The sequence below is a fragment of the Candidatus Nitrosopumilus sp. bin_32a genome (assembly GCF_054095935.1).
Genome location: NZ_JBSWSN010000001.1, coordinates 17353 through 42584 on the forward strand (window position 1 = coordinate 17353; position 25232 = coordinate 42584).

The following is a 25232-nucleotide window of genomic DNA, read 5'->3' on the forward strand; positions in this document are numbered from 1 at the left end:
TTTAGTTCTCTCTAGTTTTCTTTGAATCTTCTCTAGTAAATTTGAATGTGCCTTTTTTCTTTTCTATGTTTGTTTCAATTTCTTCTATTATTGGTTTTAGTAATTTTTCTGCTGATTTGAAATCTTCTGAAGTAATTGACAGTCTGTATTTTGGTGCGCCTAAATATGTAATATCTATAGTTGAATCTTTCTTTATTATATCTAACAATGTTTTTTTAATTATTTCAACACCATTAGATTCATTATTTGTAATTTCCATAATTCCTCTAATTTCAACTGAAGGAAGTTTAATTTTTGAGCAGATATCTTCAATTATAGTTGCAGTTTTTTTTGCAAGTTTTAGTTCTTTAACTGATTCTATTCCATTTCTTCCAATAGATATGAAGGCATCATAGACTGAATCAAATTTTGAATAAATACTGTCTTCTAATTTTTCGATTTCTTCATCTGATAATTTAGCTTTTTCTTGAAGATTTTGTAATAGAGTTTTACCTTTTTCAAACTTTTTAACTTCTTTGAGTTTTTGCTTTTTCTGATCTTTTGAAACTTGTTTTAAAGAGAGATCAATATCTCCTCGTTGAGCATTTACTTTTTTTACAAGAAGAACTTTTTTCTCCCCATCTCTGACAAATCTGTTTACTGATCTAATCCATCCGGGAGCAATTTCTGAAATATGTAAAAATCCTGGAATATCGTCATATTCATCCAGTGTAACATATGCCCCATGATCCATCACTTTGGTAATGGTTGCAAGAATAATCTCACCTTGTTCAGGCATTTCTTGGATTTCAGTAGACATTTCTTCTAAAACTCCTTCATGCGTAAATTAATGTTTGCTGGTTAGAAATCAATGCCTTTTTTTGCTTTAATTCCTTGTTGAAATGGATGTTTTATCTCTCTCATTTCTGTTACAAGATCTGCAATTTCAATAACCTCATCTTTAGCATAATTTCCTGTTAATATCAAATCTATGCTCTTTGGTTTTGATTTTATTATGTTTAGTACATCATCTAGTGAAATTAGATTGAGATTTACTGCATAGTTTATCTCATCTAAAATTACAATATCATAATTTCCTGATTGTATTTTTTCATTACTAATTCTAATTGCCTCTTTTGCGACTCTTTGATGATCTTCTTTTGGACTTTTATCATCAATTATACCAACAAACCCTTTACCTACTGCAACCATTTCAAATTCAGGTTCGAGTCTTTTTGATGAATCTATTTCACCATAATGCCATGAACCTTTAATGAACTGGATCATGCAGATTTTTTTCCCATATCCTGTTGCACGTAAAGCAATTCCTAAAGCTGCAGTTGTTTTACCTTTACCTTTTCCAGTATATACTATAGTCAAACCATCATTTTCCATAAATTCTATTCAATAGTTCTCACTAAAAACATTGAGGACATCTATAATCTATCAATTTAAATAAAAAATGATCCTAGTCATGCAAATTGAGAATTCCTAGAATTGTGATTGCAGGTGCTACTAGTGGAGTCGGAAAGACATCAATAACATGTTCAATAATTTATGCATTACAAAAATGTGGTTTTTCTGTTCAACCATTTAAAGTTGGACCTGACTATATTGATCCGGGATATCTTTCTAGTATTTCAAAAAATCAAACACACAACTTGGATGCGTGGCTTATGGGTGAAAATCAACTATTGAATAGTTTCACTTTGAATTCTAAATCAAATATATCTGTAATAGAGGGTGTCATGGGATACTATGATGGATTTAGTGGAGATTCAAATTATGCTAGCACTCATCATGTAGCATCACTTACAAAATCACCTGTACTGCTAGTTTTAGATGCAAGTAAAACTTCTCGCTCTATTGCTGCAACTGCACTTGGCTTTCTAAAATTTCACAGAAATTCTCATATTGCTGGAATTATTTTAAATAAAATAGGTAGCAAAAAACATGAACTTTTGTGTAAAAGTGCACTAAAAATTACAAAACTTCCAATTATTGGCGTTGTTCCAAAAAATCCTTCATTGAATATGCCATCTAGACATCTAGGATTAATTTCTACATTAGAAAGCAAAGCTCTCAAAACACAAATTGGAAAAATTTCAAAAATAATATCTGAATATTTTGATGTTAACCAAATTATTAAAATTGCAAAAAATACTACTGAACTAAACAAAAAATCAAAACCTGTATACAAGAAAACAAAAACTACCATAGCTGTCGCACTTGATACTTCGTTTAATTTCTATTATCAAGATAATTTAGAGGCACTACGTCGTGAAGGTGCAAATTTAAAATTTTTTAGTCCTGTGAAAGACAAAAAAATTCCTAAATGTGATGGAATTTACATTGGCGGTGGATTTCCTGAAATTTTAGGGAATGATCTTGAAAAAAATCAAATTATGAAACAATCAATCAAGAAATTGTCTGAAAATAACCTTCCCATTTATGCTGAATGTGGTGGTTTAATGTATTTAACAAAATCAATTTCATCTGAAAATAAAAAATATAAAATGATTGGTCTGTTTGATGCTGAAACTAGAATGACAAAGAAAATGAGACTCAACTATACAAAAGGTAAGATCATTACAAAAAATTCAATTTCGGACAAATTCCATAATTTTCAAGGTCATGAATTTCATTATTCGCAATTAGATTCTATTTCATCTGATTCAAAATTTGCTTATAGTTTGGAAATTGGTGAAGGAATTAAGAAACATCAAGATGGATTGATTCAAGATAATACTTTGGCCTCATATGGACATCTGTATTTTGATAGCTCAAACTATGCAGAAATTTTTGTTAAGAACTGTTTAAACTATTCAAAAAGATGATTCTGCTCTAATTAATTTAAAAATTGCATTGATTGTGGCAGAAACTGAAGAACTGCCTCCCTTTCTACCGATATTTGTAATAAATGGTGTTTCTTCCAACTTTGACAACTCTTCTTTTGATTCAGCAGCGCAGATGAATCCTACTGGAATTCCAATGATTAAAGCTGGTTTTACTATGCCCTCTTTGACCATCTGAATTACTTCCTGAAGGGCAGTTGGAGCATTTCCTATTGCCACAACTCCTCCATCAATATCTGATGCAGCAGTCCTCATTGATACTTGGGATCTAGTTTTACCTTCTTTTTTTGCCAATTCCATTATTTCTGGTTTTGAAATATTGCAAACTATATTGTTTCCAAAATCTTTTGGATTTTGTTTATTCATTCCTCCAATTACTCCATTAACATCAACTACTATGCTACAACCATTTCTCAAAGCATTCATTCCGCTCTCAATTGCATCTTTGTGGAAAATTAACTTATTTTTATCTGCAAAATCAAAATCTGCTGTTGAATGAATAATTCTTCTAACGATAGGCCATTCTTTTTCACTAAAATTATGTGAGCCTATTTCATCTTCAATCATTTGCATACTGGCATCTTCAATTGATTGACCTTTCTTAGTTTGCATTTTCTACCTCTTTAGCTCTCTCTAATATCAAATCTATCATTTTTTGATCAGTTCCTATATGTTTTGTAATGTATGCTTTTTCTATAGTAGATTTTTCAAGCGCTGGTATCAAATCATTACTGATATCAGTTTTTACATGTGCTCCCTCATGAAGAAAATAAAACACAATTATCAAAACTTTGGGATTATTTTTTTCACAATTTTTAATTCCTTCAAAAATATCTGGTTGTTCTATCTCTAACCAACATCTACTGACATTTCTATAGGAATCTTTTAGATTATTTACAATGTAATCCAATGACATTTGGGCATTAGGATCCTTACTCCCATGTCCAATAATCATCACATCTACTTCATTATTTGAAAGCGTAATTTCATTTTCTTTTAATGTTGTAGATATTCTACTTTCAACAACATCAACCAATGTTTTATGCATGCTCATTTGCTTTGTAACTACAAATTTTACTTTGGTGTCTTTTTGATATTTCATTGCCTCAGTAACTGCAATTTTTACTTTTTTACCAGGATACAAAAAGTAAGGAACGATAGTCAAAGAATCAATATCTTGTTTCAGACATTTAGGAATTCCATCCTCGATATATGGTGGTTCTACCTCTAGAAAACAGTAATCTGTAAAAACATAGTCTCCTTTTGCCTTGATTCCTTGGCAAATTACATCTAATTCTTCAGATGCTTCTCTTTCTCTGCTGCCTCTGTCAATAAGTAACAATCCTCTTTTCAATTCAAAATCCTCGCTATGGCTATAGTCAGATTTGGTGGGAATTTCTGCTTTTCTACTATCAATTCCCCATTTGATACTTTTATCGCAGCAGCTTCTGACACACTTGCAGTTCCTTCAAAAGCTTTTACTGTTTCAGAAGGATTTGGAGCAGAAATCTCTGCCAAATCTTCTCTATTTACATACTCTACTGGAATTCCCATTTCTTCCCCGAGTTCTATTAATCCCTGTACGTCTTTTGGTTTTTTTATTGATGCTAGTTTTGCAATTGATTTTGAATTTAGTTTGAATTTTTCCAAGCAAAATTCAATTCCTTCCCTAATAGTTTCTTTTGTAGTATCCCAATGTAATCCAATCCCAATTACCAAGCTGGGAGGTCTATAAATCACAGATTCTTTTGAAATTTCATCCTCAATTATTTTATCTGAAATTATCAAATATGCTTTAGACTTTGATTTTTTTAAATCTTCCATATTTTCATAAATTACAACATTTTTTGGTAATTTTTTATACCAATTTTTCTCTCCTGTTTCTTGAAATATACCAATTGGTTCTTCATTTACCATATGTGCGCTGATTCTAGTTACTGTTGAATCATCATCTATTTTCCAATTAAATTCTCTTCCTACTAGATCTACTGAAATTGTTTTGTTTACATCTGCTGCTGTGGTAATTACAGATAAAGCTCCTAGTCTTTTTGCAATTTCTTCAGTAAGTTCATTTGCTCCTCCTATATGTCCAGATAAAACACTAATAACAAAATTTGATTTATCATCAATTACAATAACTGCAGGATCTGTTTTTTTGTCTTTCAAATATGGAGCAATTAATCTAATTACTGCCCCTAATGAAAAAATACAGATTAATGCATTATTATTTTTAAAAAGTTCAACAATTTTCTCTGTTGTAGGCTCTGAATACCATGTAATCCCCACTACATTAGTTGTCAATTTTGAAGGAGCAAATATACCCCAATCAGGAAATAGTTTTTTTAAATTTTCTCCAATATTTACTCCATTTTTAGTAATAGCAAGAACTGAAATTTTTTCCATAATCAAAATCTTTTAACTTTAATAAAATACCTTACTGTTCAGATTTTCGAGCCAAAATATTTCCTTCAAAATCAAACAATATTACATCTATTGGAACTTTTTCTTCAGAATGTTTTCTCATATGTTTATACGTCTCAGCACAAATCAAATCAAAAAATCCATTGATCTTATTCTTTTGAATGATTTCTGAAACATGTCTAGCTGTATTTGCTTTTTTTATATCTTGAATTATACTTTCATTAGCATTACATTTTTGAGCTAATTCAGCAAGAAAACTCATATCTACTTTCGATCCTTTAACATGAGTTTGTTTAACTCCTGCTGCCATTTTTGCTAGCTTTCCAATGAAACCCACAACATATGCTCTTTTGATTTCTTTTTTACCGCATTGCTGAATTGCATATCCTGAAAAATCACCTATTTGTACAAAACAATGTACTGGTAAATCTACTATTTTTTTTGCAAAATCTTCACTCCTTCCACCAGTTGTAAGCACTACTGTATCATTCCCAGCTGCAATTGCCACATCCAAATTTTGTCTAATTGATGCTGCATAAGCTGCAGTAGAAAACGGAATAACAATTCCACTAGTTCCTAAAATTGAAATTCCATTTATGATTCCCAACCTTGGATTGTCTGTTTTAGGCCCTAACTCTTTTCCTTTAGGTACTGAAATAACTACTCTGATTCCTTTTTCTAAAAGAATTTCTTTTCCTGTTTCTCTTAAATTCTCAGTGATCATTTTTTTAGGAACTGGGTTTATTGCAGGTTTGTTGATTTCCAAACCCAATCCCGGTTTAGTTACTATGCCTACTCCTTCTCCGCCATCGATATCAATTTCATTTATTTTTTCAGTAAATGACAATTCCACAATAATTTCTGCCCCATGAGTAACATCAGGATCATCTCCTCCATTTTTGATCACTATGCATTTTGCTTTGTCTAATTCAAATTCACATGAATGTATTGGAATTTGAATATAGGATCTTTTTGGTAATAAAATATCCACATTTTCAATTTTTTTCTGATTAATTATTGATAATAGTGCAGCTTTTGATGCTGCTGTTGCAGAACTTCCCGTAGTGTACCCTGTCTTTAATTTTGTCTTTTCTTCTTGCACATTGGTTGTATTCATTTTATGGTATTAACTCTTATTTCTTAATTTTTGAAAATTATTCAAATAGATTTAAAATTAAAACAAGCTTAGTTCTATTATGGTTAAACCTCTAAAGATTGTTGTTACTGGAGCTAGTGGTTTTATTGCAAAAAATCTTCGAAAATATTTATCAGAAGAAAATATCGAATTAATTTCAATATCTAGAAATGATTTTAATAATTTTAAATCTGAAACTAAAATCATTTCAAAGAATTATGAAGAAAAAATAATACTTGAAAAAATACAAAATTCGGATGCATTAATTCATCTTGTTGGAATAGGAAAACAATCTGTAGATACTGACTATGATACGATAAATACTAATTTAACAAAACATGTTGTAAATCTAAGTAAGAAAGCTAGAATTAAAAAAATCATTTTTTTAAGTGGTTTAGGAGTTTCACCAACGACATCATTAAGTTATTTTATTTCAAAATATAATGCTGAAAAACAAATTATTGACTCTGGATTAGACTTTGTAATTTTTAGACCTTCATATATTGTTGGAAAAGATGATTTGCTTTCAAAAAATCTAAACAAGCAAATCAAATCTGGAGAAATTATGATTCCTGGTTCTGGTACATATTCAATTCAACCAATATGCGTGTCTGATGTTGTAAAAGTTATTTTTGAGTCAACATTTCAATTCAAATTCAATAATAAAATTATCGATCTTGTTGGACCTGACTATATAACTTTTGAAAAATATGTTAAACTCTTTTCTAAAGGAACTAAAACAAAAATTAGAAAAATCAAACTTGAAGACGCATATCATGATGCAATTATAAATTCAAAACCTGATTTTGGAATTGATGATCTCAACATCTTAATTGGTAATTTTAAAGGAAATCACAAAAGATTATCTAAAATATCTAAAATTAAATTTCAATCTGTATTGGAACTACTACGATCCGGAAGATTGTCTTAATACTTCAGATTTATCGGTTTTTTCCCATGTAAATTCTGGCTCATTTCTTCCAAAATGACCATAAGCAGCAGTTTTTTTGTAAATAGGTCTCTTCAAATCCAATTGTGAAATAATTCCTGATGGCTTCATATCAAAATTATTTCTAACTAATTCCTCAATTTTACTTTCAGGAATTTTGTTTGTTCCAAATGTATTAACATAAAGTGATACTGGTTCTGCTACTCCTATTGCATATGCTAATTGAACTTCACATCTATCAGCTAATCCTGCAGCCACAAGATTTTTTGCAATATATCTACACATGTAACATGCAGATCTGTCCACTTTAGATGGATCTTTTCCTGAAAATGCTCCTCCTCCATGTCTTCCAAATCCACCATAAGTATCAACGATAATCTTTCTTCCAGTCAATCCTGCATCTCCATGTGGACCACCAATCACAAATTTTCCTGTTGGATTAATGTGAATCTTGATTTTATCATTCCAAAGATTTCCTAAAACTGGTTTGATTACCTTATCAATAATTTCTCTAGATATTTCTTCTTGAGAAACTTCTGGAGCATGTTGTGTTGAAACGACAACTGTTTCAATTTTAGTTGGTTTGTCATCTTCATATCTTACAGAAACTTGTGTTTTTCCATCCGGTCTTACCCAAGTGAGAACCTTATTTTTTCTAACTTCAGCAAGTTTCTGTGCAAGTTTTTGAGAGAGTAAAATTGGCATTGGCATTAGCTCTTCTGTTTCATTTGTTGCATATCCAAACATTAATCCCTGATCACCTGCTCCCTGTTCTTTTTCTTCAGTGGCTGTAACACCTTGACTGATATCTGGACTTTGCGCATGAAGACGTAAAGTTATTTCACAAGATTCTGTGTCAAACATCAAATCTTTATTGTCATATCCAATTTCTCTAATTGTTTTTCTGACTAATTCTTCTTGAGCTTTTTTGTCAAAATTCGCTTTAGATGTAACTTCACCTGCAACTGCTACAAAATCTGTGGTAACCATTGTTTCCACTGCCACTCTTGAATCTGGATCCTGTCTAAGATATTCATCTAAAAACGCATCAGAAATATTATCACATATTTTATCTGGATGTCCTTCAGTTACTGATTCAGATGTAAATAGAAAATTGTTGGTCATAAAACCACGTCACTAACTAGAGTTCGTTTTCTAGTTTGATAAATAATACATTGTTGCCTCTTACGATAACTCTGCCGTAATTTGCAATTGTTTTACCATCATGAAGCTCTTCAGCATCAGTCATAATCAAATTCATATAAGAATCAACATTGTCCATCTTTCCTTTGTATTCTACTTCATTTTTCAGTCTTACAGTAACTTTCTTCTTGGTACTTTTTTGAAGAGTCGTTAGAGGTCTTTTTGCGCTAGTAGTTGGTTGGGACACTAATTGTTCACTTATTTTGAAACTTTGTTCTCTAGCATAAAAGCCTTACCTCTTTTATGAAAATTGAAATTCCTTAAATTTTTTCTTCTTTTTCTAATAATTATCCAAATGATCTCTACAGGTTTGCAAAAATTAGACAAATTCTTGTCAGGTGGAATTCCTAATAATGTAATTGTAGATGTCTTTGGTGAAAATGGAACTGGAAAAACTCTATTCTTATTACAATTGTCTATAAATTCAATTAAAAATGGTGGTAATGTTTTGTATTTCGACACTACTGGTGGATTTAGACCAGAACGAATCATCGAAATTCAAAAAGAATTAGAAATAGAGATGAATTTGTTGGAAAAAATCACTGTATCTAGAATTACAAATACTTCAGAACAAATCAAATCAATCAACAACCTTGAACAAAGTGACTTTACTTTAATTGTGATTGATAATATAACTGATTTATTTTCTTATGAATATCAAAAAGATGAATCTACATTTGAAAAAAATCTACTATTTATGAAATACATGCATGAATTATCAAAATTAGCAATCGCAAAAAAAATTCCAATAATAATTACTAATATGATTAGAATAGCAAACGATATTGAAATAGAAAACATGCAAAATGCAATTGATCCTTACACCCATATCAAAATACATCTTTTTAAAAATTCATCAAAATTTAGCGGTCAAATTTATTGGGCATTAAAAAAAGAAAGTTTTTCTTACACCATTAATAAAATTGGCCTGTCTGATAATAGTGAAGATTTTTAACGGTCTATTCTTAGGTTAAATGATGGCAGGGATTTTTGATTCAATACCAATTATTACTGTAGTTTTATTTGCACTTGGCTTAGTCGGTGTAATTGTTTATGAACGATCACGATCAAATAACACAATCGAATCATCTTCTTAGTTCTTTATTTGGAAAATTTGGCTTTTCTAAACTAACTGAAATTCAAAAGAAAGCATCGCCAATAATTTTACAAAAAAAAGATTGTCTTGTAATTGCACCAACAGGTTCTGGTAAAACTGAATGCTCAGTCATACCAATTTTTTCACTTGTAAAAAATGCTAAAAAAAGTGGAAAAATCAAAACTCTATACATTACTCCATTAAGGGCATTGAATCGTGATGTCTTTCGAAGAATCACAAAATATGCTCATGAAAACCAATTGACAATTGAAATCCGTCATGGTGACACTAGTCAAAAGGATAGAAAAAAAATAACTGAAAATCCACCCGATATTCTAATTACAACTCCTGAAACCCTGATAATTCTCTTAACACAACTCAAAATGCTTACTGCATTAACTGATTTAGAATGGATTGTAATTGATGAGGTACACGAGTTGCTATCTAGTGAAAGAGGTTCTCAACTTTCATTAAGTATTGAAAGGCTAGAATTAAACTCAAAATATCCACTTACAAAAGTTGGATTGTCTGCTACAGTTGGAAATGTTGATGAGGCTGGAAAATTTGTTGTAGGTACTAAACGAAAATGTAAGATTATACAAGATACTTCTGTAAGAAAATACGAAGTAGAAATAAAATATGTTGATGGGACAATTACCGATGTAGCAGAAAAAATTATTGAATATGTATTAGAATTGGAATTAGATTCCCCCGTTCTTCTTTTCACTAATACTAGAGGAGAAGCTGAGTTTTTAGCATCAATTTTAAAAGAAAAATCATCTTTTCCTATCGAATTACACCACGGTTCTCTCTCAAAACAAGTTAGGGAAGAAACTGAACTAACTTTACGTGAAGGAAAACGTGGTATTGTAGTATGCACATCTTCACTAGAGTTAGGTCTAGATATTGGAACCATTGAATTAGTAATTCATTATGGTTCTCCTAGACAAGTATCAAAGTTTGTTCAAAGAATTGGAAGAAGTAAACACAATCGCGATGCGTCAGCTCAAGGATTAATCATTACAAATAACCCTGATGATGAATTTGAAGCAAGAGCCATTCTTGATCGTATTCAAGAAGGCTCAATTGAAGAGCAAAAAATTCATGATGGTTCACTTGATGTTTTAGCTCATCATTTAGTTGGACTATCGATGCAAATTGGTGAAATTTCAGTAGAATTGGCTTTTAATTTAGTAATCAAAGCATATCCATTTAGAAATTTAAAAATTAAAGATCTAATTGACGTACTAGATTTACTTGATTCAAATTATTTGATATTTTTTGATAGAACAAAAATGACTTATTGGAAGAAAGGCAGATCATTCAAATATTATTTTGAAAATCTCTCAACAATACCGGATATTTTAAAATTCAAAGTTTTTGATAGTGTCGGTAAAAAAATTATTGGATCTTTAGATCAAAGATTTGTAGGTGATTTTGGTGACTCAGGAAATATCTTTGTTTTAAAAGGTTCACAATGGAGAATTCTCAATGTAGATGAAAAATCATTCAGTGTTAATGTCGAACCATTCAGAGGAGGAGGAGTGACAGTCCCCTACTGGGAAGGAGAAAGTATTGCAATTGATTATAAAACTGCACGAAAAGTAGGAAATTTTCGTAGTAAAGTTAAGAGTGGAAATATCACATTAACAAATAACATAATAGAAAAACTAACTTTTAATCAAATTCCAGATGAAAATAACATTGTAATTGAATCTAATCGATCTCAAGGCTCAATTGTAATTCATTCTTGTTTGGGCACTAAGATCAATTCCACATTGTCTACATTGCTTTCTTCAATGCTTTCTACAATGTTGGGCTCAATTGTTGATTCTCGTTCTGATGGGTATAGAATTGTTTTATCTTCTAATTCAAGAATTTCAGAAAAACTTTTCATTGAAATACTAAAAGACGATTATGATTTACAATCTATTGTCAGTGGATCTTTAACTGGAACTCATAATGTAAATTGGAGAACTTGGTGTGTTGCAAAAAAATTCGGTGTTGTAGGCCGTGGTGCAGTATATGAAAGAAAATCTGCTCGATTTTTATACGAACGATATTCTAAAACAGCACTCGTACATGAAGCATTACGTGAATTATTCCATGATAAATATGATCTTAGAAATTCTGAAATGATCTTAAAAAAGATTAAAGATGATGAAATTCATATTACATGGTTAGAAGTCGATAAATTTTCAAAATTAGCTGAACCAATTCTAGATCATACTGCAAAATATTATTCTTCTCCTGCAAATCTTGACAAAGGAATTCTTGATCTTGTTAAAGCTAGACTGGAAAAAACTAAACATCGCTTGATTTGTGCTCGTTGTGGAAAATGGGAACGTGTAATGCAAACTCATGAGGTAAAAAATTCGATGGTTTGTCCTTATTGTAAGGCAAGACAAATCACTGCGACATATTATTCAGATTATGATTTACCTAAAATAATTAGAAAAAAGCATGATGGGAAAAAACTATCTGTAGAAGAAAAACACAAGTTTGTTCGTGCCTGGAAAGTTGCATCTTTAGTTGAAAATTTCGGTAAAACTGCTATTACTGTGATTTCTGGATATGGTGTAGGTGCTGATACTGCTGCAAGAATTTTGAGGAATATGGTTGATGAGGAACATTTGTTCAAACAAATCTATGAAGCAGAAAGACAATATGTTGTAACTAGAGGTTTTTGGGATTCTTAGTTCTTTTTTATAATTTTAGAAAACGGACTAATGAATAATTCTATTCTACCTTCTAGTCCTGGTTTTGCATTAAGTCCAGTAATTGAAATAATTTCTCCCAATTCACATTTATCGATAATTCTTGATAGATTTCTCCAACCTTTTACCCAAATTTGTCCTGTATCATCTTCAACAAACATTTCTGAAAGTGCTATTGATTCACCTGATTTTGTTTGAATTTCACGTCTTTCAGGAACTTTCAATACTATTGCCTCAATACAGTAAATTGCATCTACTTTGATATCGTTAATTTTTGTTCTGAGTTGAGACAATAAAGGAATAGATTCATCATTATCTAATTTTCTTACAAAAGAATTTTCATCCAATGTAATTGAATTTCCATAAACTTTTGATGGCATACATTCTATGACATCTCCTTCTACACAGATGCTAGTTGAGTTTGATAAATCACTGATATTAAATAAATTCTTTTTATTGTCGACGGCCAAAATCATATTTTTGCCACTGTCTGTTGGCGTTATAGATAGAACTCTTGTAATTATTGGTTCTGCTTCTTTACCACCCTCAATTTCAATTATTGTAGCATCATTTCCATGAATTTCTAATCCTTGATTTCCTGATTTTACTCTGACACCAAGTAATCTTACTTTGGCAGATTGTGCGATCATATTTGGGATGGCGGATTCATCTTTTCCCCAAAGTACTACTCTCATTCCATTTCCATCTTTACCTTTTAGCCTCATTCTTAGTGCTTTTCCAGGCATACCGCGAGAATTTGTAAATTCCATTCCACTAATCATTCCATCAATAATTCCAGAAATCACTAGATCTTTTTGTCCCTCTTGAGATTCACTAACATCTTTTGTAATATTATCAATAGTTGGGATTTCACTTTTGGTATCTGTAGTTTCTATATTTGATCCAGAACCAATGTTAATTGTTGGAGAACCATCCAGATCAGATTTTACATAAGCTTTAATTATTTTGATTAGATCACCTGGTTTTAGATTTTCAAGACCAGGAAGATTTGCTTTTTCATCCCATAGCTTTACACTGGCTGTGGAATTTGTATCGTACACGGTCATTGTTCTAAGATAGAATGGAGAACCATCTTTTCTAGAAAATTGTTTTGCCGGTGAGAGATTCAAAACTCTTGTTTCTAATGAAATTTCTTTTGCTCCTGCATATAGATCCTTTAATTTAATCTCGAGTTTTTCTGGTTCTGATAATGTTATCCCATAATCGGAAGCAATTAGAAATAATGCACCTTGATCTGTTAAATAACCTGCACCAATTTTTTCTTTCTTCTGTTTAATCTGTTCTTCAAGATCACTTTTAGTTAACTCTGGCTTTTGTGCAAGTAATTTATCAATAAGATTTTCAAATTCAGACAATTCATTTTTGATAAACTTGTTCTATTAATAAAAATTTCATTCTTTTGAAATTTTATTTTTCTAATAAAATGATCGCTTTAACACATTTTTATTGAATTTTCAAATCTGTCTGTTCGACAATTTTCCAAATCTCTACATGATTTATTGCAATTAATTCAAATTTTTGAAAAACTATCTTGATTTATCTCACTAACTAAATTAATAGGAAGATCGCAGTTTTGATATGTCCTGCATTGATGTTAACCATCTATCAAAATCATATGGTTCAGTTAAAGCTGTAGATGATCTTGTTCTATCCGTAAAATCAGGCCAAGTTTTTGGATTTTTAGGACCAAATGGTGCTGGAAAATCCACTACAATCAAACTCCTCACTACTCTAATTCCACCATCAAGTGGTTCACTAACTATCTTGGGTGTTGACGCTGTAGCCGAACCCCTTAAAATTCGTCATAAAATTGGAGTTGTTTTACAGCAGCCCAGCTATGAACCTACATTATCAGTGGAAAAATCTCTTGAAAAATATGGTATGATGTGGAATGTTCCTAAAATTGAACGTAAAAAAAGAATGGAACAACTCTTGGATGATTTTGATCTAGTCGAAATTCGTAAGAAAAGAAATGAAGATCTATCCATTGGTCAAAGAAGAAGAGTCCAAGTTGCACGTGAATTTATGCATGATATGGAATTATTATTTTTAGATGAACCAACAGTTGGATTAGATCCAAGTGCTAGAAGAAAATTATTAGATTATTTAAAAAATAAAGTTAAAACAGGTTTGACAATTTTTTACACCACACACATTCTATCTGAAGCAGAATACCTATGTGATCAAATAGCTATTATTGACAAAGGAAAAATTGTTACTGTTGATTCTCCTGATGCATTAAAAAATAGATTTGGAAAAGTAAAAACCATTAAAATTCATTTATTGGAGAAACTATCTGAAATTATTTCTCTATTGTCTGGTATTCATGATTGTAAAATTGATTTTGAAACTGGAACTAATATAATTATTCGTTCAGAGCAATCTGAATTAGTACTGTTAAAAGTATTGAAAATACTTAATGATAATAAAATTGACATTGAAGATCTATCTGCGGTACCAACAAATCTTGAAGAGATCTTTTTGAATATGGTAAGAGACAATGCACCCAATAATTAGACTTGTAAATAGAAATCTCACGATTTCTCTCAATCCTGGATTTTTGATTTGGCAAGTAATTTTTCCTTTAATCTATATTTTTGTAGCTGGTTTTGCATATGCACCGTTAATCAACGCCGTTCCATTTGGAAATAAAGAACTTGATTATCCAGCATTTTTAGCATCTGGCATGATTGGATTTAACATAATGAATAGTACACTAATTTCTGGCATCATTATTTGGAATGATAGAAAACACGGAATGTTTGAACAAATTATGTCTGGACCATTCACTAGGAGTCATTACATTCTAAGTAATATCTGCACTATTGGAATAATTGGATTAGTTAGTGCTGGATTAATAGCTGTAGTTGGATATCCAGTATTCTTTGAATCTGTAGAATTTTCATTTGTTACAATTCCAATAATCATTTTTGGCGCTATCATTGGTTCAGTACTTTTTGGTTCATTGGCATCAATTATTTCAACTAGATTACGCTCAAGTGAAGGATTCAATGTAATTATTAATACTGTTTTTCTTTTTTTCGCTTTTGTTAGTACTGCATTTTATCCAGCTGGCGGTGCCCCCGAACCTTTACGAACAGCATTTTATCTAAACCCATTAACATATCTTGTAGATGTAATTAGAGCAGGAATTTTTGGAACTATTGATGAGTTTGTAATTATCGAAATGATTATTCTTGTGGCAATTGCATCAACATTATTTATCATTGCTTCACGATTACTTACAAAATTAGACTTTTAGTAACTAAAATTATTTTTTAAATTTTTCATATAATTCATTAATTTTTTTAACAATGTCTAAATTTTCATATTCTACTAATTTTAGATTTGGAATAACACAATGTCCTCCAATAATGCCTGGATACATTTTTGGTCTATTGCCTAAATTTTCATGAATCTCATCTGCAAATTTCCACATTTCGTCAAAATCTATGCCTTCTTTTTCACAAATCATTTTTGTAATTTGAGCATAATTGATTAGCCATCCATAGTATGTTGTATCAACCAAAATTTTTGCTAACTCTGCAGTTTTTGTTGTTGACATCCATTCTATTTTTTCAAATCGTTTTTCTAAATCTGTTTTAATTTTAGGATCTATCTGTTTATCATCTGATGAAATAAATTTTGTGTATTTTTTAATATCATCTAAAAATCTTCTGTGAACTCCTCTAACTGGTGAAAATAAAACTGGTATTTTAGAATTATTTTGTATATTTTTTGTTGTTCCAGGTTTTACCGTAGAATGTATTAGAACAGCTTTTAGGCCTTCAATCTTATTGATCCAGTTAACTGTAATATCAATAAAGTCTGTTAATTCTCCAGGAAGACAAACATGAAGATATTCTGGATCCTTAATTTTATCATTTTCTGAATAGTTATTACATTTTGAGCTATCTGCATCAATTCCAACACAATTACATTTTCTCTCCTCTAGAAGATCAAATAGAGTTTCTCCAACTTCACCCATTCCTAAAATGATATCCGTCATATGCCTAATTTCAAAAAAACTATCTATGTTATATTCGTGTACAAAAATTGATTATTTTTAAAGAAAGTAGCCCGGCCCAGACTCGAACTGGGGTCAAAGGCTTCAAAGGCCTCTATGCTTGACCGCTACACTACCGGGCTGCTAAATCGAGCACTCTCATTCCCTTAATGAACTTTTTATTTGAATTTGACTCTTAAAACTAAATTCAACTATTCTTCTATTATCTTGATCAATTTTTCAATGGGATTTTCCATATGTTTTCTAATTCCTTCTGCCCTTTTTTGACTCTCATTATTAGTAGATTCAAAAATTTTTTTAATGTGATTTGAAATCTTATTTGGACTTGTTTCCCTTTTTATCAAATATTTTTTTACTAAAAAGTTTTCAATGATATTTGGAACTGCATTGTATGATATTGTAGGAATTCCCATTAATGCAGATTCGGCAGTCATGGTACCACCAGATCCAATGAAAATATCTGTATTATTTAGCAAATGTTTCCCATCATATGTCATTTTTACGATTTTAACTTTTTTACTAATTATTTTTTGTAAATTTTCAATTTGTTTTGTATATCTTCCCAATACTACAATGTTTTCATTTTCATATTCTTTTTCAATTTTTTTTATGATTGGGATAATTTTGCTAGATTTTGAAGTATATGATGCCTCTTCTTCTTCTACTCTTATCAGAATATTTTTTTTATTGTTATTTTTGAATGGCAGTTTTGATTTCTCATTAATTTTTCGCTGTATTGTAACAAATGCATCAATTGCTTTGTACTGAATAATATTTTTTTCATCAATCCCGTACTTTGAAAATTCTTTTTTAGGTATTGTAAAAGGAATTAATAATTTTTGAATTAATGGTAACGTTAATCGCATTACTGCTTCTGCATGTGGAGAATCACAAAATGCTATATGTTTAATTCCTAATCCAAATGCAATTCTTGCTGCTTCTGGAGAGCAAAAACTAATTACAATGTCTGGAGAAAATATCTTGATTTTTCTAGACAGTTTCTCCATTCTGTCAATACTGGCTTTGAGTTTAGTTTTTTTATCTCCTCCACCATGTTTTCCTACAAAAATGAGGTCAAAATCACGTATTTTTGCTAATTTTGAAACTTCCTCATAATCTCTTGAAGTACACAAAAGATGGTGTTTTTTCCTTAATTTTTCAATTATTGGTTCAGAAAACAATAATTGTTTTGGTGTAAGAATATCTATCCAGATTTTCAAGTAATTCCTCTAATTATGGTAAGTTCAATAAGTTTTTCTTAGTCCAATACCAGCTGTAATCTATGGGGGGAGCAAAAGTTGTCGTTTATGGTCTTAGCACTGAAGGATATGCAATTGCATCTCAAATGGCAATCAAAGGTGCAGATGTTTACATAATAGATGAATCAACTCCTTCAGCAATTTCACTCAAAGCTGAAATTGCCAAAACATATCCAAACGTATCTTCTCTAAAAGAAGATGAACCTCTTTTAGCTATGGAACCAATTGATGTAGCAATTTCAAAAGCACAATATCTTTTCTTTACTCCAAGAATTAGAAAAACTGGACAAGATATCAAAACTGAAATTCATTCAAAATTTAAAGATGCAGTAACTTCAATGAAAAAAAACAGCTCAGTAATATTCACACTTCCAACAGGATTTGGAGGTAACAATGAAAATATTTCATTACTAGAACATGTAACAGGTCTTGAAACTGGAAAACATATTTCGTATTTTTATTATCCTATTGAGGATCTTAAAGAACAACCAAAAATCATTGGATCATTTAATGGAAAGGAAGATCCAATACTTGCAGAACTCCTTACAGTAGGTAAAAAAGAGAAAAAATTTGTAGCAATTTCATCCTCTGAACATTTTCATGCTATTGATGTTTTGTCTCGATTTTCAAGTTTATGTAGCATTTTAGAAGTTTGTAAATATGCTCAAGATGATATTACCAAAAATGATCTTTCTTCAGATGATTTTCAGGAAATATATTTGGACAATATGGTTAGTGGTTTATTTGATTTGAAATCTCTAGGCTCGTCTTTTGAAGGTGCAAATTCTCTAATGTATCTAATTAATGGAAGTGTTAAAGGAATTGACGGATACATCAAGCGATTAATTGATGAGATTCGTTCAACATTAAAGAAAAATGATCTTAAAGCAAGTAGAACAAAGATTGCATTATCTTGGACACTCGATCAACATGCAATGCGTGGAGATAAAATTGAAATGCTACAAAATTTGACATCAAGGTTACGTGATTACATTGGTGATGTGGAGGCGTATGAAGATCCAAATTTTGATCTATTTCATAGTGATAAAACTACAATTGTTGTAGCCTGTTCAAAATCTGATTTTGATAATATTGAAAAGACAAAACAGGATTCTGATTTGATAATTGTAAAAGCTAATCCTTTATGTGAAACAATCAATAATAGTATAAATTAGCTAAATTACTATTTTGATTGAATTGTCTAATGAATCTAATTCTGATGAAATCCCAGTAAATGTCATATCTGAAAATAATGAAGAAAATAATTCTTACATGACAGAATCAATATCTTTAGAATCCACCATTGATGAATTAACTAAACAATTAGAATTAGAAAAACAAAGATCATTTGAATTTGAAGAAAAATTAAAACTTGTATTAGCTGATTTTCAAAATCTAAGTAGGAAAACCCAAACTGATATAGAAAATGGAATAAATTCAAAAATTAACGAATTTGCATTAGATTTTTTACAAGTTTATGATGATTTTCTTAGAGCTAAAGAAGTTTTTTCTGAAAGTAAAATTAATTCAGACGGTCTAGACTCAATCTTAAAAAATATGAATTCTTTATTGCAAAAATATCAAATTAAACCAATTGATGCTTTAGGAGAAATTTTTGATCCAAATTTCCATGAGGCTATATCGATAATCATAGATCCTGATTTGGATGATAATACAATTACAAAAGAGATCAGGAAGGGATATATTTCTCATGAGAGAGTTATAAGACCGACGTTAGTTGAAATTTCAAAAAAGGAATGATGATAAAATATGGCTAAAATAATTGGAATTGATTTAGGAACAAGTAACTCTGCTGCGGCAGTTGTAATGGGTGGTAAACCAACCATTATTCCAGCTGCAGAAGGCGCTACAGTAGGAGGCAAAGCATTCCCGTCAGTTGTAGCATTTACTAAAGATGGTGATCTTTTGGTCGGCGAACCTGCACGAAGACAATCTGTAACTAATCCTGATAGAACCATTTTTGCTGCTAAAAGAAAGATGGGCTCTGATCATGTTTTTAAAATTTTAGATAAAGAATACAAACCTCAGCAAATCTCATCATTCATTCTTCAAAAAATCAAAAAAGATGCTGAGGCATTTATTGGAGAACCTGTACAGAAAGCAGTAATTACGGTTCCTGCATATTTTGATGATAATCAACGTCAGGCTACTAAAGATGCTGGAACCATTGCAGGACTTGATGTTGTTAGAATAATTAATGAACCAACTGCAGCAGCTCTGGCATTTGGATTAGATAAAGCAAAAGAAGACATGAAAATTCTTGTCTTTGATTTTGGTGGTGGTACACTAGATGTTACAATAATGGAAATGGGCGGTGGTGTTTTTGAAGTTCTTAGTACATCTGGTGATACTCAATTGGGTGGTACAGATATGGATAAAGTTCTAATTGATTTTATTGTTGATGAATTCAAGAAAAAAGAAGGTGTAGATCTTTCCCAAGATTCAACTGCAATGACAAGAATCAGAGAAGCTTCTGAAAAAGCAAAAATTGAATTATCTACTGTTATGGAAACTGATGTTAATTTACCATTTATTGCTCATGATTCCTCTTCAGGTGCTAAAAATCTTGAATTAAGAATAACTCGTTCTAAATTAGATGAGTTGATAAGACCTATTGTTGAGAAATGCAAGCCTTCTATATTAAAAGCACTAGAAGATGCAAAACTCACAAATTCTAATATTAATAAAATTGTCATGGTTGGTGGACCAACAAGAATTCCATTGGTGAAAAAATTTGTAAGTGAAATTATTGGACAAGAATCTGAATCTGGTGTAGATCCAATGGAGGCTGTAGCAATGGGAGCTGCAATTCAGGCAGGAATTATTGCTGGAGATGTTAGCAGTGATATAGTTTTACTTGACGTTACTCCTTTGACATTGGGAATTGAAACTTTAGGTGGTGTTAGAGAACCATTAATTGAAAGAAACACCACTATTCCAACTTCAAAGAGTAAAGTTTTCACAACTGCCGCTGATAGTCAAACAGCTGTAACTATTCATATTGTTCAAGGTGAACGACCAATGGCAACTGATAACGTATCTTTAGGGAGCTTTAATCTTACAGATTTACCACCTGCTCCAAGAGGAATTCCTCAAATTGAAGTAAAATTTGACATCGATGCAAATGGAATAATTAATGTTACAGCAAAAGATCTTGGAACACAAAAAGAGGCAAAAATTACTATTGAATCTGGATCAAAATTATCTAAAGAAGAAATTGAAAAATTAAAACAAGATGCAGAAAAATTCTCTGATGAAGATAAAAAGAAGATGGAGAAAATTGATTTAAAGAATGAAGCAGAAAGTTACATTTACACTGTAGAAAAACTAGTAAATCATGATCTTAAAGATAAAATTTCACAAGAACAAGGAATTAAAATCACTGACGCTGTAAAGGAACTTAGAGAAGTTCTAGATAAAGAACCAGATGAATTAAAACCTAAACTTGAAGCACTACAAACATTGGTTAATGAAGTGACAACTGAACTTTACAAAAATGCTTCACCTCCACCTGGAGCGGAAGGACAACAGGGAGCGGAAGGACAACAGGGAGCGGAAGGACAACAGGGAGCGGAAGGACAACAGGGAGCGGAAGGACAAACCAACGAGTCATCCTCAACTGATGAAACAAAAACCAACTAAGATTCTAATTCAATCATTTATACTATAATTATGATAAAGGTATGATTCATGGCTGCAAAACGTGATTATTATGAAGTTTTAGGTGTCACAAAAACCTCTTCTCCTGATGAAATCAAACAACAGTATAGAAAATTAGCATTAAAATTTCATCCTGACCGTAACAAATCTTCAGAAGCTGGAGAACATTTCAAAGAAATTTCTGAAGCATATGCAGTTCTTTCAGATCCTGAAAAAAAACAAGTCTATGATCAACATGGCCATGCTGGTGTAGATGGAAGATATTCTAATGAAGATATTTTTCAAGGTGCACAGGGGGGAGGCTTTGATTCTATTTTTGAATCCATTTTTGGTCGTGGAGGTGGGGGATTTGGTTTTAATCAACAACAACGAGGTTCTGATCTTCTCTATGAAACTCATGTAACATTAGAAGAGGTACTGCATGGCAAAAAAATGGAAATCAATTTACAAAAACAGGTTCAATGTGATATTTGTAATGGTTCTGGTGCAAAGCCAGGTACTAACAAGAAAACATGTGGAACATGTAATGGTCAAGGACAAGTTAGACAAACTCGTAATATGGGGTTTGCTTCATTTGTTACTGCTGCACCGTGTTCTCCTTGTAGAGGTCAAGGAACTATAATTGAAACACCATGCAATGAATGTAAAGGACAAGGAAGGAAAAGAGGTTCTAAAACTGTAACATTTGACATTCCTCCAGGAATTGATTCAGGTGATTATACTGTGTCTGGTGAAGGAAATGAAATACCAGATGGTGTAAATGGTGATTTAATTGTTAGAGTCAGAGTGCAACCGCATTCAAAGTTTAATCGTGATGGAAAGGATATTTTTTATGATCATGATGTTTCTATGATTGATGCTGCTTTAGGATGTGAAATCACTGTTCCAACTTTGGAGGGAACAGAAAAAATTAAAGTTGATGCAGGTAGTCAACCAAACACGATTATCAAATTAAGAGGGAAAGGAGTGACACATATCAATTATAGAGGAAAAGGGGATCAATTTGTAAGAATTGTAGTAAATGTTCCTAAAAAACTTAGTAAACATCAAAAGAATCTTTTAGATGAATTTCGAAAAACTAGTGATTAATGAATAAAATGAAAATTGCATTAGATGTTGATGGTGTACTTGCAGACGTTATTATCTCCTGGATAAATTATAGTAATTCTATTAGACCTGAAATTGCTAAACATCAGATAACTAGTTGGGAATTTTGGAATGAATTTAATATAGATCGTTATGATTTTTACAATGAGCTTAGTTCTTGTTGGAAAAATTGGCCTAGCATTCCCACTACTGAAAAAAATTTATCATCAATAACAGAATCCCTTACCAATATTGGTCAAGTAGATATTGTAACTGCAAGAGAACGTTCTACTGACTCTTATGTCAAATCTTGGTTGACTCATCACAATATTGTTTATGATAATTATGTATCTGTAATTGATGGCCCAATGAAAGCTGATTTAGATTATGATGTGTTTATTGATGATTCTCCACTAAATGCAGCAAAATTTCTTAAAAATAAGAAAAAAGTAATTCTGTATTCACAACCATGGAATCAACATATTTCTGAAAATAATATTCATAGAATTTCAAATCTTTCAGAAGCAGTTAAAAAAATACAATCTTCTTAACCTTTTTTCAATTTTCGAATGATGACTTGATGGCCATTTCTAATGTGTGTAGAATATGTCGTATTCACCATTTCACCAATTTTATCCTCACTATAGAATTTAGTATTGTAATGCCCCAAAGCTTTCTTACAATTTGAACAATATACTTCCCTGAATTCCATTTTATCTCTTGATTAATCTGGTATGGTTGTTTCATGGTATAATAAAGAAACTTATTCTAGATCTCAAATTTTTCCAATGCGGGAGTCACCCAGCCTGGTCAACGGTGTAAGGTTCAGATCCTTATCTTCTAGGAGTTCGTGGGTTCAAATCCCACTTCCCGCATTTGTTAACTACATATTTTCTAATTTCTTTTTAATATTTTTTAAAAGAAGACTGTTGATTATCTCACCAGAAGCTTTACCTCTTAATTCTTTCATAACAATTCCCATCAACGGCCCAACCGCTCTCTCTTTCTGGTTTTTAATTATTCCTTCATTTTTATCTATTATATTTGCAATAATTTTTTCTAGCTCTTCTTCATTAATGGATTCAATTGATGCATTTTTCATTGCTTCTTCTGTAGTTTTTGATTTTCCAGACATTATACTTTCAAATATTATTTCAATTGATTCTTTAGAAATTTTCCCTTCTTCTAATAAATTAAATAATTTAAAAATTTCCTCATTTTTTAACAAGTCAGAATTCAATCCGCTTCTTTCCAAATTTGTAATTGTTGAACAAAGAACTGATGCAACAAATGTGGGATTAGTTTTAATTTTTTCAACAATTCTTTCAAACAATCCAATATATCGTGAATCAAAAACCTGTTCAGATAATTGTTGATTGAGTTTGTATTTTGTTTCTAGTTCTTTAATAGAATCATCCCAAGATTTTGGAATGTTTTTTTCTGCATCAAATAATTCATTTTTTGTAATTATTATTGGAGGAATATCTGTTTCAGGATACATTCTAGCAGCTCCTGGTCTTGGTCTAAGAAATTTTGTTTCTCCTGATTGAGTAGCTAACCTAGTATCTACTGGTATTCCATGATTTTTGATATATTCAATTCTTAAAACAATTTGATCAATTACGGTGTAAATTTTTTCTTCAGGTGCCGCTAAAATTAAAAAAGCATCATTTTCACTAATTTTTGAAAATTTCTTTAATTTTTCTAAATCTGTTTCTTCTACTCCATAGTTAGGTAATTCATCTGAATGAAAAACTCCTCCTATTCCAAAAAATCTAACTAATTCTGCTATCTCTTTCCCCAATCTTATGCCTTCATAAGGTGAATATCCAAACATTTTAGCCATATTTCTAAATGTAATTGCCATTATTTTCTGATTTTTCTTCAAGGCGGATTGAATAATTTTTGATTTACATTCTGAAAATAATTCTGTAATGTCTTTACTATTTTCCTTATCGTAAATCCAATTTTTTTCTTTGATTTTTTTTGAAATTTTTAATAAACCATCCTGTCTTTTAGCTTCATATTCTACAACTTTTTCTAATTGATCTAATTGTTGTACTCCTTTTACTTCAATTACAACTCCTCCTCCATCCTTTATTGATACATTAACATCTTGTCTTATAGATCCTAATCCTCTTTTTACTTTTTTTGTACTTCTCAAAATTCTTCCTAATGATAGTGCAATTTTTTTAATCTCTGCCAATTCAACTTCAAATGGCTCTGTTGCAATTTCAACTAAAGGAACTCCCAAACGCTCTAAACCAAATTTTCTTACAGAACCCTCATCTCCCAAATTTTTGGCAGCATCTTCTTCTAAACAAATTGACTGAACTCCTATCTTTATTTCTCCTACATCAAAAAATCCTCCCTGAGAAATTAACATAGTACGTTGAAATCCAGTTGTATTGGAACCATCAATTACAGTTTTTCTCATCGGATAAATTTCACTAAAGATATTTGATTTTAAAGCCGAAGAAATAATCAATGCAATTTTTCTTGCATCTTCATCTAGTTCATGTGGTGGTTCTTCATCTTGTTCAACTAAACAACTACTCTCATCATTTGCATAATACATTATTGTTTTTGATTTTGTACTTTCAAACAGTGCTGCAGGATCAAATTCTCCCAATTCACTTTTAGATGCACGTAATTTTCTTTGAAACTTCATTGAATATTCGTCAGATTCTATTGGGTTACAGTTACAGAATAATTTCTTGCTTGTTGCTAACTGTTGATGGATTTCTAATCCTACTTTGACACCTACATTTTTTATTGAAAATTCTTCCATATCATCACCTAA

Annotated in this window: 23 protein-coding genes and 2 tRNA genes; 12 read left to right on the forward strand and 13 right to left on the reverse strand. The window is 31.0% G+C overall.

The features are described from left to right. Position 1: 1 nt before the first annotated feature. Positions 2-799 (reverse strand): S1 RNA-binding domain-containing protein, encoded by a 798-nt coding sequence (locus tag ACW9XH_RS00085; RefSeq protein WP_457758618.1) that lies wholly within the window; start codon positions 797-799, stop codon positions 2-4. A 41-nt stretch (positions 800-840) separates the two neighbouring features. Then, positions 841-1374, reverse strand: coding sequence for a cob(I)yrinic acid a,c-diamide adenosyltransferase (gene cobO, locus ACW9XH_RS00090; RefSeq protein WP_457758619.1), 534 nt, complete (start codon positions 1372-1374; stop codon positions 841-843). Positions 1375-1460: 86 nt separating this feature from the next. Here cobO and ACW9XH_RS00095 point away from each other — a divergent pair, with 86 nt between their 5' ends. Continuing rightward, a complete protein-coding gene (locus ACW9XH_RS00095) occupies positions 1461-2816 on the forward strand; it encodes a cobyrinate a,c-diamide synthase (RefSeq protein WP_457758620.1) in 1356 nt (451 codons plus the stop codon). Here ACW9XH_RS00095 and ACW9XH_RS00100 read toward each other — a convergent pair. From ACW9XH_RS00100 to ACW9XH_RS00115, 4 genes are read right to left on the reverse strand one after another with little or no spacing between them, the layout of a single operon-like run. After that, positions 2805-3446 (reverse strand): precorrin-8X methylmutase, encoded by a 642-nt coding sequence (locus tag ACW9XH_RS00100; protein WP_457758621.1) that lies wholly within the window; start codon positions 3444-3446, stop codon positions 2805-2807. The genes ACW9XH_RS00095 and ACW9XH_RS00100 overlap by 12 nt on opposite strands. Then, positions 3436-4188 (reverse strand): sirohydrochlorin chelatase, encoded by a 753-nt coding sequence (locus tag ACW9XH_RS00105; RefSeq protein ID WP_457758622.1) that lies wholly within the window; start codon positions 4186-4188, stop codon positions 3436-3438. Before ACW9XH_RS00105 ends, ACW9XH_RS00100 begins: the two co-directional genes overlap by 11 nt. Further along, positions 4185-5237: a cobalt-precorrin 5A hydrolase gene (locus ACW9XH_RS00110; protein ID WP_457758623.1), complete on the reverse strand. Its 1053-nt coding sequence runs from the start codon at positions 5235-5237 to the stop codon at positions 4185-4187. Before ACW9XH_RS00110 ends, ACW9XH_RS00105 begins: the two co-directional genes overlap by 4 nt. Positions 5238-5268: 31 nt before the next feature. Then, complete coding sequence (locus ACW9XH_RS00115) at positions 5269-6372, reverse strand: cobalt-precorrin-5B (C(1))-methyltransferase (RefSeq protein ID WP_457758624.1); 1104 nt, start codon at positions 6370-6372, stop codon at positions 5269-5271. Positions 6373-6451: 79 nt separating this feature from the next. On the opposite strand from ACW9XH_RS00115, the gene ACW9XH_RS00120 reads away from it, so the two are divergent. Beyond that, entirely contained in the window at positions 6452-7321 is an 870-nt protein-coding gene (locus ACW9XH_RS00120; RefSeq protein WP_457758625.1) for an SDR family oxidoreductase, read from the forward strand. Here ACW9XH_RS00120 and metK read toward each other — a convergent pair. After that, a complete protein-coding gene (gene metK / locus ACW9XH_RS00125) occupies positions 7298-8464 on the reverse strand; it encodes a methionine adenosyltransferase (protein ID WP_457758626.1) in 1167 nt (388 codons plus the stop codon). The two genes, ACW9XH_RS00120 and metK, sit on opposite strands and share 24 nt — an antisense overlap. A gap of 16 nt (positions 8465-8480) precedes the next feature. Continuing rightward, positions 8481-8729, reverse strand: a complete 249-nt coding sequence (locus ACW9XH_RS00130) for a U6 snRNA-associated Sm-like protein LSm6 (RefSeq protein WP_457758627.1) — start codon at positions 8727-8729, stop codon at positions 8481-8483. Positions 8730-8837: 108 nt separating this feature from the next. Between ACW9XH_RS00130 and ACW9XH_RS00135 the strand changes: the two genes are divergently transcribed. Both ACW9XH_RS00135 and ACW9XH_RS00140 read left to right on the forward strand, forming a co-directional pair. Continuing rightward, entirely contained in the window at positions 8838-9497 is a 660-nt protein-coding gene (locus tag ACW9XH_RS00135) for an ATPase domain-containing protein (protein WP_457758628.1), read from the forward strand. A 98-nt stretch (positions 9498-9595) separates the two neighbouring features. After that, a complete protein-coding gene (locus ACW9XH_RS00140; RefSeq protein ID WP_457758629.1) occupies positions 9596-12337 on the forward strand; it encodes a DEAD/DEAH box helicase in 2742 nt (913 codons plus the stop codon). Here the strand turns inward: ACW9XH_RS00140 and ACW9XH_RS00145 are convergent. Further along, the gene (locus tag ACW9XH_RS00145; RefSeq protein WP_457758630.1) at positions 12334-13731 is read right to left on the reverse strand and encodes a single-stranded DNA-binding protein; all 1398 of its coding nucleotides are present in this window, start codon (positions 13729-13731) and stop codon (positions 12334-12336) included. The genes ACW9XH_RS00140 and ACW9XH_RS00145 overlap by 4 nt on opposite strands. 223 nt (positions 13732-13954) lie before the next feature. Between ACW9XH_RS00145 and ACW9XH_RS00150 the strand changes: the two genes are divergently transcribed. Then, complete coding sequence (locus tag ACW9XH_RS00150) at positions 13955-14893, forward strand: ABC transporter ATP-binding protein (RefSeq protein WP_457758631.1); 939 nt, start codon at positions 13955-13957, stop codon at positions 14891-14893. Further along, positions 14877-15638, forward strand: coding sequence for an ABC transporter permease (locus tag ACW9XH_RS00155; RefSeq protein WP_457758632.1), 762 nt, complete (start codon positions 14877-14879; stop codon positions 15636-15638). Before ACW9XH_RS00150 ends, ACW9XH_RS00155 begins: the two co-directional genes overlap by 17 nt. 9 nt (positions 15639-15647) lie before the next feature. Here ACW9XH_RS00155 and ACW9XH_RS00160 read toward each other — a convergent pair whose 3' ends face one another. From ACW9XH_RS00160 to ACW9XH_RS00170, 3 genes are all read right to left on the reverse strand, one after another. Continuing rightward, on the reverse strand, positions 15648-16385 hold the full coding sequence (locus ACW9XH_RS00160; RefSeq protein WP_457758633.1) for an NAD-binding protein: 738 nt from the start codon (positions 16383-16385) through the stop codon (positions 15648-15650). Between the two features lie 67 nt (positions 16386-16452). After that, a tRNA-Gln gene (locus ACW9XH_RS00165) sits at positions 16453-16525 on the reverse strand. Between the two features lie 69 nt (positions 16526-16594). Further along, positions 16595-17623, reverse strand: coding sequence for a DUF354 domain-containing protein (locus ACW9XH_RS00170; protein WP_457758634.1), 1029 nt, complete (start codon positions 17621-17623; stop codon positions 16595-16597). 62 nt (positions 17624-17685) lie between these two features. Here ACW9XH_RS00170 and ACW9XH_RS00175 point away from each other — a divergent pair, with 62 nt between their 5' ends. The 6 genes from ACW9XH_RS00175 (at position 17686) to ACW9XH_RS00200 (ending at position 23304) form a co-directional block, all read left to right on the forward strand. After that, entirely contained in the window at positions 17686-18837 is a 1152-nt protein-coding gene (locus ACW9XH_RS00175; protein WP_457758635.1) for a hypothetical protein, read from the forward strand. Positions 18838-18859: 22 nt separating this feature from the next. Beyond that, a complete protein-coding gene (locus tag ACW9XH_RS00180) occupies positions 18860-19423 on the forward strand; it encodes a nucleotide exchange factor GrpE (protein ID WP_457758636.1) in 564 nt (187 codons plus the stop codon). A 9-nt stretch (positions 19424-19432) separates the two neighbouring features. Next, positions 19433-21325, forward strand: coding sequence for a molecular chaperone DnaK (dnaK, locus tag ACW9XH_RS00185; protein WP_457758637.1), 1893 nt, complete (start codon positions 19433-19435; stop codon positions 21323-21325). Between the two features lie 48 nt (positions 21326-21373). Next, on the forward strand, positions 21374-22432 hold the full coding sequence (gene dnaJ / locus ACW9XH_RS00190; RefSeq protein WP_457758638.1) for a molecular chaperone DnaJ: 1059 nt from the start codon (positions 21374-21376) through the stop codon (positions 22430-22432). An 8-nt stretch (positions 22433-22440) separates the two neighbouring features. Further along, the gene (locus tag ACW9XH_RS00195) at positions 22441-22980 is read left to right on the forward strand and encodes a 5' nucleotidase, NT5C type (RefSeq protein ID WP_457758778.1); all 540 of its coding nucleotides are present in this window, start codon (positions 22441-22443) and stop codon (positions 22978-22980) included. 239 nt (positions 22981-23219) lie between these two features. Further along, positions 23220-23304 (forward strand) — tRNA-Leu (locus ACW9XH_RS00200). 8 nt (positions 23305-23312) lie between these two features. On the opposite strand, the gene gatE is transcribed toward ACW9XH_RS00200, so the two are convergent. Then, positions 23313-25220, reverse strand: coding sequence for a Glu-tRNA(Gln) amidotransferase subunit GatE (gatE, locus tag ACW9XH_RS00205; RefSeq protein ID WP_457758639.1), 1908 nt, complete (start codon positions 25218-25220; stop codon positions 23313-23315). Between the last annotated feature and the right edge of the window lie 12 nt (positions 25221-25232).

Excerpts from the sequence above, each read along its gene's own strand:
- ACW9XH_RS00110 (WP_457758623.1), bottom strand. The coding sequence starts at position 5,237 with ATGGAAAAAATTTCAGTTCTTGCTATTACTAAAAATGGAGTAAATATT.
- cobO (WP_457758619.1), bottom strand. The coding sequence starts at position 1,374 with ATGGAAAATGATGGTTTGACTATAGTATATACTGGAAAAGGTAAAGGT.
- dnaJ (WP_457758638.1), top strand. The coding sequence starts at position 21,374 with ATGGCTGCAAAACGTGATTATTATGAAGTTTTAGGTGTCACAAAAACC.
- ACW9XH_RS00085 (WP_457758618.1), bottom strand. The coding sequence starts at position 799 with ATGTCTACTGAAATCCAAGAAATGCCTGAACAAGGTGAGATTATTCTT.
- gatE (WP_457758639.1), bottom strand. The coding sequence starts at position 25,220 with ATGGAAGAATTTTCAATAAAAAATGTAGGTGTCAAAGTAGGATTAGAA.
- ACW9XH_RS00100 (WP_457758621.1), bottom strand. The coding sequence starts at position 3,446 with ATGCAAACTAAGAAAGGTCAATCAATTGAAGATGCCAGTATGCAAATG.
- ACW9XH_RS00140 (WP_457758629.1), top strand. The coding sequence starts at position 9,596 with ATGAACGATCACGATCAAATAACACAATCGAATCATCTTCTTAGTTCT.
- dnaK (WP_457758637.1), top strand. The coding sequence starts at position 19,433 with ATGGCTAAAATAATTGGAATTGATTTAGGAACAAGTAACTCTGCTGCG.
- ACW9XH_RS00195 (WP_457758778.1), top strand. The coding sequence starts at position 22,441 with ATGAAAATTGCATTAGATGTTGATGGTGTACTTGCAGACGTTATTATC.
- ACW9XH_RS00150 (WP_457758631.1), top strand. The coding sequence starts at position 13,955 with ATGTCCTGCATTGATGTTAACCATCTATCAAAATCATATGGTTCAGTT.
- ACW9XH_RS00175 (WP_457758635.1), top strand. The coding sequence starts at position 17,686 with ATGGGGGGAGCAAAAGTTGTCGTTTATGGTCTTAGCACTGAAGGATAT.
- ACW9XH_RS00135 (WP_457758628.1), top strand. The coding sequence starts at position 8,838 with ATGATCTCTACAGGTTTGCAAAAATTAGACAAATTCTTGTCAGGTGGA.
- metK (WP_457758626.1), bottom strand. The coding sequence starts at position 8,464 with ATGACCAACAATTTTCTATTTACATCTGAATCAGTAACTGAAGGACAT.
- ACW9XH_RS00115 (WP_457758624.1), bottom strand. The coding sequence starts at position 6,372 with ATGAATACAACCAATGTGCAAGAAGAAAAGACAAAATTAAAGACAGGG.
- ACW9XH_RS00155 (WP_457758632.1), top strand. The coding sequence starts at position 14,877 with ATGCACCCAATAATTAGACTTGTAAATAGAAATCTCACGATTTCTCTC.
- ACW9XH_RS00120 (WP_457758625.1), top strand. The coding sequence starts at position 6,452 with ATGGTTAAACCTCTAAAGATTGTTGTTACTGGAGCTAGTGGTTTTATT.
- ACW9XH_RS00160 (WP_457758633.1), bottom strand. The coding sequence starts at position 16,385 with ATGACGGATATCATTTTAGGAATGGGTGAAGTTGGAGAAACTCTATTT.